Genomic DNA, 13528 nt, shown 5'->3' on the forward strand with positions numbered 1-13528 from the left:
CGCAGTCTCCCGAACCGGCGAAGCTTGTTGCTCATCGTGAGGCGCCCGTGACTGTCTATCTGCCGATTGCTGAGCTTTCGGTGAACATCTTCATCATCCTCGGCATGGGTGCAGCGGTCGGATTTCTGTCCGGCATGTTCGGCGTGGGCGGCGGCTTTCTGATCACGCCGCTTCTGATCTTCTACAACATCCCGCCCGTGGTGGCCGTGGCGACCGGCGCGAACCAGGTGGTGGCCTCGTCCATCTCCGGCGCGATCAGCCATTTCCGCCGCGGAACGCTCGACATGAAGCTCGGCAGCGTGCTGCTGGTGGGCGGTCTTGCGGGGGCGACCGTCGGTGTGTGGATCTTCTCCTGGCTGCGCCGCGTCGGCCAGCTGGACCTGATGATTTCGCTGCTCTACGTCGCCTTTCTCGGCACGATCGGCAGCCTGATGCTGGCGGAAAGCATCCGCGCCATGCGCCGGGCGGCCAAGAACCAGCCGCTGCCGCTGAAGCGGCCCGGTCAGCACAACTGGGTGCACCGGCTGCCGCTGAAGATGCGGTTCAAGAAATCGAAGATCTATCTGTCTGCCATTCCGGTGGTGGCGCTCGGTTTCGGCATCGGCATCCTCACCTCCGTCATGGGCGTCGGCGGCGGCTTCATCATGGTGCCGGCGATGATCTATCTCTTGCGCATCCCGACCAATGTCGTCGTCGGCACCTCGCTGTTCCAGATCATCTTCGTCACCGCCTACACGACCATGGTGCAGGCGGCGACCAACTATTCGGTCGATATCGTGCTGGCGACGATCCTGATGGTGGCCGGCGTGATCGGCGCACAATACGGCGTGCGCGTCGGCCAGAAGCTGCGCGGCGAACAGCTGCGCGCCCTTCTCGGCCTTCTGGTGCTGGCGGTCGGCCTGCGCCTAGCGATCGACCTGGTTCTCACGCCTGCCGACCTCTATTCGCTCTCCATCGGAGGGTTTGGCCCCTGATGATGACGTGGCTGCGCTCCCTCGGTCTTCTCGTCTGCCTTGCCTCCGGTGCCTCGCCGGCCGCCGCCCAGTTGCTGAGCGGCGATGTGCCGACCGTGCGGGAAGGGCTGGAAATCGGCACCTCGACCAGCGAAATCGCCATCACGTCGGATTTCCGCGGCGCCGACCTGACGATCTTCGGGGCGCTCACCAATGCCGACGAGCTGTTTCTCGCGATCGGCCAGTATGACGTGGTGGTGACGCTGGAGGGGCCGCGCAACGAAACGACGGTGCGGCGCAAGGACCGGGTGTTCGGCATCTGGATGAACACCCAATCGGTGACGTTCGAACAGGTGCCGGAATCCTATTCGGTCGCCAGTACCCGGCCGATCGAGGACATCCAGGGCACCCCCTCGCTGAACCGCATGGGGATCGGCATCGACCATCTGGCGCTGGCGCCGATCGGCTATGTGGGCAATGCGCTGGCGGTGGCGGATTTCCGCGAAGCCTACCGGCGGCTGAAGCTCTCCAACGGCCTTTACCAGCGCGATTCCGCCGGCGTGCGCTTCGTCAGCCCCAGCCTGTTTCGCGCGACGGTGAAGCTGCCGGCCAATGTGCCGGACGGGGTGCACATGGTGCATGCCTATCTGTTCAAGAGCGGCGAACTGATCCTGCAGAAGGATCTGCCGCTGCGGGTCGTCAAGACCGGCCTTGAGCAGGCGATCACCGATGCGGCGCATGAAAAGCCGATCGCCTACGGCCTGTTCTGCGTGCTGATTGCCGTCCTGACCGGCTGGGGTGCCAGCATCGTCTTCCGCAAGGAGTAAGATCCGCGAACGGAGCCGCCCGAAGGCGGCCCCGCATGCGGTGCTTACATCGCGGGCAGGACGGCGATGTCGCGGATCTCGCCCTTGGCGCCCGTCACCTCGGCCACCTTCATGGCCTTGCCGCTTTCGATATCGACGCTGTGCAGCACATTGTCGGCCACCAGCCAGGCGGTGTTCTTGCCATCGGCGGTGGTCTGGATATCGAAGGCGTAGGTCTTCGCCATCTTTTCTCCACCCAGCTTGCCGATCGCCTTCAGCGTGCCATCGTTCGGCTTGGTCTGCTGGATCAGGCCGCCGATGGTGGCATCGATGTTGTACATCGCGGTCTTTTCCGGCTTGCCGAAGGAATTGAGATAGGCGGCCGCCACGATATTGGGCTTCTCGCCCTTGTGCATGTCGCCCTCTTCAAAGGCGAGGCTGCCATCCACCGTCACGGCACCGGTATCCGGGTGAACGCGGTGGTTGGTGGTGCCGGTCATGTAGCGCAGACGATCGGCGGCGGGGTTGAAGTCCACCACGACCGGTGCGTCGGTGATCATCAGCGGCTTGTCCATCTTGGCGACTTCCGTCGCCTTGCCGGTTTCCGGGTCGATGGTGACGATGACATTGTCGGCGGTCACGCCGACCAGCATGTTGTTTGAAGGCCGCAGGTCGATGCCGACGAGGCGGGTGACGCCTTCGACTTCCATGGTCTCGGTGACGGCGGGTTTGTCCGTATCGAACATCACCAGCGTGCGGTCTCCGACGAGGCCAACGACCGGTGCGGCGGAGGCCGTTGCGACGGAAGCGGCCAAGGCGGTGGACGCGATGAGGGCGGATGCGATCAGTCTCATGTCATATCTCCCGTTTTCTGGTTCAAGGATGGCAATCGGCAGGGGTGCCGATGCCGCTCCTGATCAGAAGACACGCGCCGGAGCCGTTCTGGATGCAGCGGCGCAAAATATTTTTTGTCCTCGGGTCGGCCGGTGCATCCAAACAGGTCGCTCGCGCATAGTAGGATCAGGAACCGCCATCCGGAGGACAGGCTTGGCCGCGACGGACAGAACGACAGAAGAGCTTGCAGCCGATATCTTTGCCGCAGCGAACGGCGACCGGCAGGCGCTCAAACGGATATTTGACGCGGAAGCCGGGCGGCTGATCGCGATCGCGGAGCGCATCGTGCGCCGGCGCGACCTGGCAGAGGACGTGGTGCAGGACGCCTTCGTCGCCATCTGGCAGAAGGCGCACCAGTACAGTCCGGATCGCGGGTCGGCACGCGGCTGGATCCATGCCATCGTGCGCAACCGCGCGCTGAACCTGCTGCGCGACGGTAGGCGCGAAGACCTGATGGATGGCGATGCGCTGGAGACGCTGCAGGAGGCGGACCAAACCGAGACGATCATGCAGGCCTTCACCACGCTCGACAGCCACCAGAGGCTGAAAACCTGCCTCGACGCGCTGGAGGAAACCCGGCGCCGGGGCATTCTCATGGCCTATGTCGGCGGCTATAGCCACGGCGAGATCGCCGCCCGCCTTCGCCTGCCGCTCGGCACCGCCAAAAGCTGGATCCGCCGCGGGCTCGCTTCGCTTCGGGAGTGCATGGCATGATCTTTGACGATCTCGAAGCCATCGCAGACGACTACGTTCTGGGCCTTCTAGACCCGGCGGAGCAGGCCGCGGTGGAGGCGGAAGCCAATCGCAACGCGGCGCTGCGCCAGGCGATCGGCCGGGCTCAGGACCGTTTCCTGCCGCTCGACATGACGGCCCGGCCCGTTCCGGTGCCGGCGAACCTCTGGCCGCTGATCGAAGCCCGGCTGTCTGCCGCCAAGGTGGACCCGGCCGATGCGCCGCAGGCTGCCGCCAATGACAACCGCCTCAGCTTCTGGCGGCGGTCAACCTTCACCGGTCTCGCCGCAAGCCTGCTGCTGGCCGTGGGGCTTGGCTGGAGCCTGACGCGAACCGTCGAACCGCTCGTCGTCGCTGTTCTGGTGAACGGGGCGGGCGAGGTGCAGGCGGTGGTCGAGGACTTTGGTTCGGAACGCGCGGTGGTGCGGCTGCTGACCGATGTCAGTCTTCCGGCCGACCGCAGCCTGCAGGTCTGGACGCTGCCGAGCCGGGAGATGGGACCGGTCTCGCTCGGCCTCGTCGATGGGGCAAGCTCCACCCGCCTTGATCCGCCGAGCCTGCCGCGCCCCAGGGACGCGCAGCTTTACGAGATCACGCTGGAACCGGCCGGCGGCTCGCCGACGGGGCGTCCGACGGGACCGATCCTGGCGAAGGGTTTTGCGAAGCTGCCGCGATAAGGTTTTCAGCCGATCAGGCTGTTGAACCGGACCGAATAGATGCGGTCGCGGCCGAGCAGATGGGCGATCAATGCGGCGCGATCAAAAAGGCCGTGCATGGCCTTGTGCTTGAGATCGAGACCGCCGGTCAGCACACCGAAAGCCGGCATCACGAGGCGGGAACCATCGCTGGCGAAACAGGCGCGGCGGACATATTTGCCGCGTCGGCACACGGTGGCCGAGGGATGCAGGTGGCCCGCCACCTCGCCCTTGCCAAGCCGCAGGCTCGGTTCGTGGCGGAAGACGAGGCCGGCGAGCACGAGTTCATCCGCCGACTGGCCGGGCAGATCGAAAATGCCGTCCGGATCATGATTGCCGTTGATCCAGATCCAATCGCGCCCGCGCGCCAGGCCGGCAATCACGCTGCGAAAGGCCTCCGGCATCAGTTCCGACCCGCACCGGTCGTGAAAATTGTCGCCAAGCGAGATCACGGTCTTCGGATCGTAGCGGCTGATGACCGCCGACAGGAGGTTGAGGGTCGCCAGCGTATCATAGGGCGGCAGCATCATGCCGCGGCGGGCAAAGGCCGCGCCCTTTTCCAGGTGCAGATCCGAGACGACCAGACACTGGTGATCCGGCAGGTAGAGCGCGCCCAGCGGATCGCACAGCGCCGCCACGCCGTTGACGAGAATGTCTGCGCCGGCGAACGGGCTTGAGAAGTCTGTGGCGGCGAGCGCCAGTCTGTGATTCATCATTGCCGTCTTTTACCGTCTCGGTCTGCATGCCATGCGGCTCAACGCACGTTCCGCCCCTCACCCTAACCCTCTCCCCGTTCTGACGGGGAGAGGGAACGTGCCCCAGCCTCCTGCGTCCCGGTTGGGCAGAGCCATCCCCTCTCCCCGCTTGCGGGGAGAGGGCTAGGGTGAGGGGCAAACTGCTTACCCCATCGCCTCGGAGATGAGGTCGTCCGCCGCCTCTTCCAGCACGAATTCCTGGGCTTCGCCGGCCACCGGTTCGCGGCCGATTTCCAGCATGACCGGCACCGCGAGCGGCGAGACCCGATCGAGCGCCCGGTGTACCACGTGGCCCTTGATTCGCCTCAGCATACCGCCGAGGCGGCCAATGTCCAAAAGGCCGGATGCGGCATCGCGCCGCGTGGCTTCCAAGAGGATGTGATCCGGCTCGTGGCTGCGCAGCACGTCATAGATGAGATCGGTCGAGACCGTGACCTGACGGCCCGTCTTTTCCTTGCCGGGATGGCGGCGTTCGATGAGGCCGGAGATCACCGCGCATTGGCGGAAGGTGCGCTTCAGCATGAAACTTTCGGCAAGCCAGGCCTCCAGATCATCGCCCAGCATGTCCTCGTCGAACAGGTCGCCCAGCGAGAGATGGCCGCGGTCGATCATCTCCCCCATATCGTTCAGCGACCAGATGGCGAGCGCATAGTCATTGGCGACGAAGCCGAGCGGACGGGCGCCTGCCCGCTCCAGCCGGCGGGTGAGCAGCATGCCGAGCGTCTGATGCGCGAGGCGTCCTTCGAAGCAATAGGCGACCATGAAGAAGCGGTTGCCGCGCGGAAAGGTCTCGATCAGCAGTTCGTCACGCTTCGGCAGCATCGATTTTTCGTTCTGGATCGCCAGCCAGTCGCGCACCTGATCGGGCAGCACGTGCCAGCGCGAGGGATCGGCCAGCATCGCGCGCACCTGGTCCGCCAGATAGGTGGAGAGCGGAAATTTCCCCCCCGCATAGGCAGGGATTTTCGGATCGAGCGAGACGGCATTGGTGACCAGGCATTCGTTTTCGCGGATGCCTTCGAAGCGCAGCACCTTGCCGGAGAACAGGAAGGTGTCGCCCTGCACCAGTTGTTCAAGAAAATATTCCTCGACCTTGCCGAGCGACATCCCGCCGCGCCCGACAGAGCCCAACTGGTTGCGCTTCACCAGCCGGACATTGAGTTCGGTCGCCTCGACAATGGTGCCGAGATTCATGCGGTATTGCTGGGCCACCTGCGGATTGGAGACCCGCCAGCGGCCTTCCTTCGTCTTGCGGATCTTGGCGTAACGCTCGTAGGTGCGCAGGGCATAACCGCCGGTCGCGACGAAATCGACGATGCGTTCGAACATCTCCCAGGAGAGATCGGCATAGGGCGAGGCGCTGGTCACCTCGTCGTAGAGTTCGAGCGCATCGAAGGGCTCGGCGCAGGCCATGCCGAGCACGTGCTGGGCCAGCACATCGAGCGCACCCTCGCCGACCGGAGGCGTATCCTGGGCGCCGATGTAATTGGCGTCGAGGGCCGCCTGGCACTCCATCACCTCGAACCGGTTGGCCGGCACCAGGATTGCCTTGGACGGTTCGTCCATGCGGTGGTTGGAGCGGCCGATACGCTGGGCAAGCCGCGAGGCCCCTTTCGGCGCGCCGACATGCACCACGAGATCGACATCGCCCCAGTCGAGCCCCATGTCGAGGGTGGAGGTGGCGACGACGGCGCGCAGCTTGTTGGCGCTCATCGCCGCCTCCACCTTGCGCCGCTGGCCGGCATCGAGCGAGCCGTGGTGGAGCGCGATCGGCAGGCTGTCGTCGTTGATCGTCCAAAGTTCCTGGAAGAGCAGTTCGGCCTGGAAGCGCGTGTTGACGAAGATCAGCGTGGTCTTGTGGTTGCGGATTTCCTCGTAGACCGCGGGGATGGCATAGGCTGCGACATGGCCGGCCCAGGGCAGCCGCTGCTCCGTCGTCATGATCGAAATGTTCGGCGCAGCGCCGCCCGTGACATGCACGAGGCCCGCGGGGGGTGCGGGGTGTTCACCCTGCGGCACTTCTCTGACTATGCCGCTTTGCGGCACCAGCCAGCGCTGCAGATCCATGGGATCGGAGACGGTGGCGGACAGGCCGATGGTGCGCAGACCAGGCGCGTGTTTGCGCAACCGCGCGAGGCCCAGAGACAGGAGATGGCCACGCTTGGACGTAACGAGCGAATGCAGCTCGTCCAGCACCACATATTTCAGGTCCTTGAAGAAGCGTTCCGCGTCCGTGTTGGCGAGCAGCAGCGCCACCTGTTCCGGCGTCGTCAGCAGGATGTCCGGCGGGTTCAGCTTCTGGCGCTGGCGCTTGGCCTGCGGCGTGTCGCCGGTGCGGTTCTCGATCGAAACCGGCAGACCCATTTCCGCCACCGGTTTCATGAGGTTGCGCTCGATATCGACGGCAAGCGCCTTGAGCGGCGAGATGTAGAGCGTGTGGACCCCGACAAAGGCGGAACCGGGCGGAAGCTTGCCGCGTCGCGTTAGGTCGGTCAGCGAGGGCAGGAAACCGGCGAGCGTCTTGCCGGCGCCGGTCGGTGCAATCAGCAGCATGTTTTCGCCGGCGGTGGCCCGGGCGAGCAGCTCCATCTGGTGCGCACGCGGCGCCCAGCCCTTTTCCGCGAACCATTTTTGAAAGGAGCGCGGCAGGAGATCGAGGCTTAAGGTCGGGTGATCAGCGAGGCTTGTGTCCACGTCTGCCAAGGTAATGGCTCAGACGCGAATGAGAAGAGGCTATCGCACGATATACCGATCCGTGCGGTGGTTGATGGCGAGCGTGAGGTTCAACGTCACCGCCGCGAGGATCGAGCAGGCGATCACGAAGGGGGTGGCGACGAAGAAGGAGACCGTCAGCACCACGCCATCAAGCGCCAGCTGCACCAGGCCGGCGCGCCAGCCGAACTTGTCCTGCAGGTAGAGCGCCAGGATGCCGAAGCCGCCGAGGCTGGCGCGGTGGCGGAAGAGTGCCAGCATGCCGGTGCCGATCAAGAGCCCGCCGAACAGGGCCGCCACCAGCGGGTTGATGTCGCCGATCGAGATCAGGCCCGGCAGGACTTCGGTAAAGAAGGAGGTGAGCGCCACGGCGGCGAAGGTCTTCAGCGTGAAAGCGAGGCCGAGACGCTTGTAGGCCAGCCAGTAGAAAGGCAGGTTCAACAGGAAGAAGACGGTACCGAAACTGAGGCCGGTCGAATAGCGCAGCAGGAAACCGAGGCCGGCGGTGCCGCCGATCAAAAGATGGGCGGAGGCAAGCAGCGTGACGCCGAGCGCCGCCAGCATGGAGCCGGCCACCACGCCCTGGATATCCTCCAGGATCGAATGGCGCTCCGAACTCGAGGCCCAGAAGCCGACCGGCGTCTTTTGCTGCGTTGCGTTCGCCATCAGCGCACCACGATGTAACGGTCCGAGCGGTGGTTGATCGCCAGGAACAGGTTGAGGATCACGGCGCCGAGGATTGACCAGATGACGATCTGCCAATCCAGCACCAGGAAGGCTGATGCCATGACGCAGGTATCGAAGGCAAGCTGGATAAGGCCCGCCTGGATGCCGAAGCGTTCCTGGATATAGATGGCCAGAATGCCGACGCCGCCGAGGCTTGCCCGGTGGCGATAAAGGGCGAGCAGCCCGTAGCCGAGCAGCAGGCCGCCCATCAGCGCGCCCCAGAAGGGATGCAGGTAATCGATCAGCAGAAAGCGCGTTTCCACCTCCGTCATCAGCGAGACGAGGCCAATGGCGATGAAGGTTTTTGCCGAAAAGGCGAGCCCCAGGCGCTTGAAGGAAAGGTAGTAGAACGGCAGATTGACGAGGAAGAACAGCAGGCCGAACGAGATGTTGAAGGCGTAATGGACCAGGAAGGCGACGCCCGCCGTGCCGCCGGTCAAGAGGCCGACGCGGTTCAGCAGGTAAAAGCCAAGCGCCGAGACGAGCGCCCCCGTCAGCAGGCCCTGGCTGTCTTCGATCCATGTGTGCTGGGAGGGGTCGGCACTGTAAAGCCCAAGCGTTCTTCTCTGTGACACGCGTCTGTTCCCGGTGGTGTTGTGCGGCGATTGTGCACCGCAAAACGACCGCCTTCAAGATGGGACAGCATGGCTGACACAAATTGCAAGAAAACTGCCGGTCAGGCCGTGAGGCGGGCAAGAAACAGAATGCCGTAGACTACTTTTCCGCCATCCATGCGAATGTCGGTTTTCTGCATCTGCAGCAGGTCGAAGCCGAAGGCGGCGAGAAGGGTGCGGATATAGGTTTCCGTGTGGGCATAGCGCAGCGAGGGCAGCAGCGTGTAGCCTTCCTCCGCCCCGCCGGCATCCTCGACGGAAAAGGCGAACAGGCCGCCCGGTTTCAGCAGGTCGCGGGCGAGCGAAAAGGTCGTGTCCAGACTGCCGAGATACATCAGCACGTCCGCTGCCGAGACGAGATCGGCGCGGGCTTTGGCCAGTCCTTCCGCAAAAAGCACGTCGGCGGCCGCTTCGCTGCTGAGGTCTGCCTGGGCGAGATGCCGGTAGATCCCCTTCTCCTCGGCCTTGGCGAGCATGTTGGCGGAGAGATCGAAGCCTTCGAGGCGGTGCGTCGCGCCGGCCACCTCGACCCCGAACAGGCCGGTGCCGCAGCCGAGATCGACCGTCAGTGCGAAGGGCGCGTGGGGGCGGGCGAGCGCGAACAGCTTTTCCGGCACGCTGTAGTTCAGCTTGTCGAGAAGCGCCGTCTCGAAACGGTCGGCATAGTCATCGAAGAGGCCTTCGACGTAAGCCGATGGCGGCGTCTCCGGCGTCGGGGCGGCACCGAGCAGCGCCAGTTTCAGCGCGGCGCCAAAGATGCCGGTCGCATCCAGGTCTTCCACCCGGCGAAAAGCCTCGATCGCCTGCTCGACCTGCCCCGACTTCTGATGCGCCTCGCCGAGCAGCAGCCAGCCGGCCGTCCAGCGCGGGACGATCTCCAGCGCCTGTTCGAGCAATTCGGCGGCAGCCGCGTGATCGCCGGCTTCCGAGAGCATGCGGGCATAATCGGCGCGGCGGTCGGCGATCACGTCGCCTGACGAGAACTGGATGGCGGACATCGGGCTGACATGACTTCAATGTTGGAAAGAGTTGCGCGCTTCTGACCGAAGCCACAAAAAAACTCAAGTTCTATCGCAAGGGCGGCCACGCTGCTTGCGGCCATGGTTTGCCGAAACTATGTCTGGTGGCACACAGGAACCACGGAAGGACCCGCATGTCGGACCAGATGAACAGGCTGCTTGGTGATACGCCGGGACGCACGATCGTGAAACTGATCGTCGTTTCGCTGATCGTCGGCTTCGTGATGGCCGTGTTTGGCCTCAGACCCTTCGACATCGTCTACGGCCTGCGCGATTTCATCCTCGACCTGTGGCATCGCGGCTTCAATGCGCTCGGCGCCGTCGGCGATTACCTGATTGCCGGCGCCATGATCGTCATCCCCGCCTTCATCCTGCTTCGACTGTTCAGTTTCAGACGCTAATGACCCTGCCTTCCTCTCCGACCGCCCGGCGCGGCTTTCTCCTCGTGACCGGCGGCGCGCTCTTGAGCCTTGCCGGCTGCTCCACCTTTCGGGCGCCGGTCTCGGTCGATGGTGCCACCGACGATACGCGCGCGGCCCTGCCGCTCGTCAATGCGCTTCGGGCGAAACACGGTCTGTCCAGCCTTTCGGCCTCGCAGCCGACGGGACGGGCGGCCGCCGAACAGGCGGTGCGCATGGCAAAAGCAGACCAGATGACGCATCTGATCGGCCTTGGCGACGATTTCGGCGCCCGGATGAAACGCAACGGCGTGCCGCTGCCGGCAGCAGAAAATATCGCCAGCGGCCAGAAGTCGGTGGAAGAGGCGGTTCAGGCCTGGATCGATTCGCCCAAACATCTGGAAAACATGCTAGGCTCCTATCGCTCGGTCGGCGTTGCCATGGCACGCTCCCCCTCCACCGGGCGGCCCTATTGGGCCATGGTTCTGTCTGCCTGATGCGGATGTCGGCCTGACCTCTTGCAGGATCCGGTCTGACCTCCGAGCGGGCCCCGCCTGGACGTTCTGATGCCGGATCCTGCCCTTATCTCCAATCCGCTGGCCTTCCGGGTCACACACCGGCTGGTGCTCTCCATCGCCTTGCCGATGACGCTCGGTTACCTCACGACACCGCTGCTCGGCCTGACGGATACTGCCGTCGTCGGGCAACTGGGCGATCCCGCAGCGCTGGCGGGCCTTGCGATCGGCGCGATCCTCTTCGATCTCCTCTATGGCAGCCTGAGCTTTCTGCGCACCGCAACGACCGGGCTCGTGGCGCAGGCCTTCGGGCGGCAGGATTTTCGGGAAGAACAGGCGGTCTTCCTGCGCTCGCTGATCGGCGCCTTCGGGCTCGGCGTGATCATGCTCATGCTGGCGCCGCTGATCTGGCGCTATGCCCCCTCCCTGATGACCGACGATCCCGCCGTCATCACTGCAACGCAGAGCTATTTCGCCATCCGGGTGCTGACGAGCCCCGCCACCTTCGCCAATTTCACTGTGCTCGGTTACGTGCTGGGGCGCGGACAGGGTGTGCTCGGCCTGAAACTGCAGATCCTGCTCAACGGCGCCAATATCATCCTGACGCTGATCCTTGGCCTCTGGCTCGGGCTTGGCATTACCGGCGTGGCGCTCGGCACCGCCGGGGCGGAAGTGATCGGCATGATCGCCGGCCTTGCCGTCATCCTGCGGAGGATGCGCGGCGGCAATCGACCGAGCAGGACAGAACTGTTCGACCGCCGCAAGATCGGCGCGCTGTTCCGGCTGAACGGCGACATCCTGATCCGCTCGCTGGTGCTGAACGGTGCCTTTGCCCTGATGACGCGGATCGGATCGAGCGAAGGCGCGGTGACCTTGGCCGCCAATGCCGTGCTGATGAACCTTTTCATGATTGCGTCCTTCTTCCTGGACGGGCTGGCGGGGGCTGCCGAACAGCTGGCCGGCCGTGCGGTGGGCGCACGCGACAGGCCAAGCTTTGACCGGGCACTCAGGCTGACGGGCGGCTGGTCGCTGGGGATGGGGGCCGCACTCGTGGCGGTGTTCCTGCTGATCGGTCCCTTTGTCATCGAGACCCTCAGCACCTCGACCGTCGTGCGGGAAACGGCGGCTCAATATCTCCCGCTCGCGGCATTGACGGGCCTGACCGGCGCGCTCGCCTTTCACATGGACGGGATTTTCATTGGGGCGACCTGGTCCCGCGAGATGCGCAACATGATGCTGGCGTCACTGGCCGGCTACTGCTGCGCCCTTGCGCTTCTCGTGCCATCCTTCGGCAATACCGGCCTCTGGATCGGCCTCAACCTGTTCCTGCTGATGCGCGGCGGTTTCCTGGCGCTGCTTCTTCCGCGCAAGACTGTCGCGACCTTTGGCGCCTAGCCGCCCCGCACCGGTTCAGATCCCGGGGGCGAAGATCCAGATGGCAAATCGCAGCACGACGACACCGGCCAGCAGGCTGGCGATGGTCATGCCCGGGAGGCTGAACTGTGGAGACTGGAAATGTGCGTTCATCAGAGCACTTCCTCTTTCGTTACACCTCGTAACATATAGTGAGGAAAGATGGCTAAATGATCAACGCAATTCCGCACATTTGCGTGAACGCTGACGATCAGAGCGTTTTTGCTGCCCAATGATCGGTTGCCGTGTCCCTCAGCTCCGTGACGGAGGAAACGCCGAGGCGATCGAGCGAGGCCGAAAGTCCTTTGAGAATGTCGCCGGCAAGTCCCGGACCGCGATAGACCATGCAGGAATAGAGCTGCACGAGATCCGCACCGGCGCGGATCTTTTCAAGCGCCGTCTCTGCCGAGGAAACGCCGCCGACCCCGATGATCGGCATCTTGGGGCCGATGCGCTTGCGCATGCGGGCAAGGACAGCGGTGGAGCGGGCAAAGAGCGGCGCGCCGGAAAGACCGCCCGCCTCCTTCGCCTGCGCCTGATCCTTCAGACCGTCGCGCGACAGTGTGGTGTTGGAGACGATCAGGCCGTCGAGATCATGCGCCAGCACTTCGGCGGCAATGTCGTCCATGCCTTCTTCCGTCAAGTCGGGCGCGATCTTGAGGAAGACCGGAACCTTCCGGCCCGCCTGTTCGCCTTCCTGCCGGCGGGCCTCGAGCACGGCGGAGAGAAGCGCGCTCAGGCTTTCGCGCGCCTGTAGATCGCGCAGACCCGGTGTGTTGGGCGAAGAGATGTTCACCGTGAAGTAGCGCGCAAGCCGATAGAAGCGGCGGATGCCGATGACGTAATCGGCAATCCGGTCCTCGGCATCCTTGTTCGCGCCGATATTGACGCCGACAATGCCCGTTGTCTTCAGCGCCGAAAGCCGGCGGAAAGCCGCGTCATGGCCCTCATTGTTGAAGCCGAGCCGGTTGATGACGGCATTGTCCTCCACAAGGCGGAAGATGCGCGGCTTCGGATTTCCGGCCTGCGGTTTCGGTGTGAGCGTGCCGACTTCGGTGAACCCGAAACCCAGCCGCAACAGGGCTTCCGGCACTTCGGCATTCTTGTCATAACCCGCCGCGAGGCCGATCGGATTGGGAAAATCGAGCCCCGCGACCCTCACCGCCAAACGCTTGTCCGGACGCACCGGGCAGGCGGGAACGAGGCCGGATTTCAGCGCCGCGATGGAGGCGCCGTGCGCCGTTTCCGGGTCGAGCAGGAAAAGGGCCTGGCGGGCAAAATCGAAGATCGGCATGA

General features: G+C 64.4%; 14 protein-coding genes. 7 read left to right on the forward strand and 7 right to left on the reverse strand.

Annotated elements, in window-relative coordinates; translation table 11 throughout:
* The first annotated feature begins 47 nt into the window (after window positions 1-47).
* The gene (locus tag G6N78_RS03285; protein WP_165215745.1) at window positions 48-974 is read left to right on the forward strand and encodes a sulfite exporter TauE/SafE family protein; all 927 of its coding nucleotides are present in this window, start codon (window positions 48-50) and stop codon (window positions 972-974) included.
* The gene (locus tag G6N78_RS03290) at window positions 974-1780 is read left to right on the forward strand and encodes a TIGR02186 family protein (RefSeq protein ID WP_370691476.1); all 807 of its coding nucleotides are present in this window, start codon (window positions 974-976) and stop codon (window positions 1778-1780) included. Before G6N78_RS03285 ends, G6N78_RS03290 begins: the two co-directional genes overlap by 1 nt.
* Before the next feature lie 44 nt (window positions 1781-1824).
* Here the strand turns inward: G6N78_RS03290 and G6N78_RS03295 are convergent, their stop codons facing one another.
* Entirely contained in the window at window positions 1825-2613 is a 789-nt protein-coding gene (locus G6N78_RS03295) for a DUF4394 domain-containing protein (RefSeq protein ID WP_165215746.1), read from the reverse strand.
* 193 nt (window positions 2614-2806) lie between these two features.
* Here G6N78_RS03295 and G6N78_RS03300 point away from each other — a divergent pair, with 193 nt between their 5' ends.
* Together G6N78_RS03300 and G6N78_RS03305 are read left to right on the forward strand one after the other, a co-directional pair.
* The gene (locus tag G6N78_RS03300; protein WP_234905871.1) at window positions 2807-3367 is read left to right on the forward strand and encodes a sigma-70 family RNA polymerase sigma factor; all 561 of its coding nucleotides are present in this window, start codon (window positions 2807-2809) and stop codon (window positions 3365-3367) included.
* Complete coding sequence (locus tag G6N78_RS03305) at window positions 3364-4062, forward strand: anti-sigma factor (protein ID WP_165215749.1); 699 nt, start codon at window positions 3364-3366, stop codon at window positions 4060-4062. The genes G6N78_RS03300 and G6N78_RS03305 overlap by 4 nt, the downstream gene beginning before the upstream one ends.
* 5 nt (window positions 4063-4067) lie before the next feature.
* Here the strand turns inward: G6N78_RS03305 and pdeM are convergent, their stop codons facing one another.
* From pdeM to G6N78_RS03330, 5 genes are all read right to left on the reverse strand, one after another.
* Window positions 4068-4793, reverse strand: a complete 726-nt coding sequence (gene pdeM, locus G6N78_RS03310; protein ID WP_165221224.1) for a ligase-associated DNA damage response endonuclease PdeM — start codon at window positions 4791-4793, stop codon at window positions 4068-4070.
* Between the two features lie 186 nt (window positions 4794-4979).
* Window positions 4980-7529 (reverse strand): ligase-associated DNA damage response DEXH box helicase, encoded by a 2550-nt coding sequence (locus G6N78_RS03315; RefSeq protein WP_165221227.1) that lies wholly within the window; start codon window positions 7527-7529, stop codon window positions 4980-4982.
* Between the two features lie 39 nt (window positions 7530-7568).
* A complete protein-coding gene (locus tag G6N78_RS03320) occupies window positions 7569-8213 on the reverse strand; it encodes a YitT family protein (protein WP_165215751.1) in 645 nt (214 codons plus the stop codon).
* Window positions 8213-8848, reverse strand: coding sequence for a YitT family protein (locus G6N78_RS03325; RefSeq protein ID WP_165215752.1), 636 nt, complete (start codon window positions 8846-8848; stop codon window positions 8213-8215). Before G6N78_RS03325 ends, G6N78_RS03320 begins: the two co-directional genes overlap by 1 nt.
* A 101-nt stretch (window positions 8849-8949) precedes the next feature.
* Window positions 8950-9885 carry a class I SAM-dependent DNA methyltransferase gene (locus G6N78_RS03330; protein WP_165215754.1) on the reverse strand — a complete coding sequence of 312 codons (936 nt, stop codon included), beginning with the start codon at window positions 9883-9885 and terminating at the stop codon, window positions 8950-8952.
* Between the two features lie 155 nt (window positions 9886-10040).
* Between G6N78_RS03330 and G6N78_RS03335 the strand changes: the two genes are divergently transcribed.
* From G6N78_RS03335 to G6N78_RS03345, 3 genes are all read left to right on the forward strand, one after another.
* The gene (locus G6N78_RS03335; RefSeq protein ID WP_165215756.1) at window positions 10041-10307 is read left to right on the forward strand and encodes a DUF6460 domain-containing protein; all 267 of its coding nucleotides are present in this window, start codon (window positions 10041-10043) and stop codon (window positions 10305-10307) included.
* A gap of 5 nt (window positions 10308-10312) precedes the next feature.
* Window positions 10313-10801, forward strand: a complete 489-nt coding sequence (locus G6N78_RS03340; RefSeq protein WP_370691503.1) for a CAP domain-containing protein — start codon at window positions 10313-10315, stop codon at window positions 10799-10801.
* 69 nt (window positions 10802-10870) lie between these two features.
* Window positions 10871-12214, forward strand: coding sequence for an MATE family efflux transporter (locus G6N78_RS03345; RefSeq protein WP_165215759.1), 1344 nt, complete (start codon window positions 10871-10873; stop codon window positions 12212-12214).
* A 229-nt stretch (window positions 12215-12443) separates the two neighbouring features.
* Here G6N78_RS03345 and G6N78_RS03350 read toward each other — a convergent pair whose 3' ends face one another.
* Entirely contained in the window at window positions 12444-13526 is a 1083-nt protein-coding gene (locus G6N78_RS03350; RefSeq protein WP_165215760.1) for a quinone-dependent dihydroorotate dehydrogenase, read from the reverse strand.
* Window positions 13527-13528: the final 2 nt, after the last annotated feature.

The sequence above is a fragment of the Allorhizobium pseudoryzae genome, assembly GCF_011046245.1.
In the GTDB taxonomy this organism is placed as follows: Bacteria; Pseudomonadota; Alphaproteobacteria; order Rhizobiales; family Rhizobiaceae; genus Neorhizobium; species Neorhizobium pseudoryzae.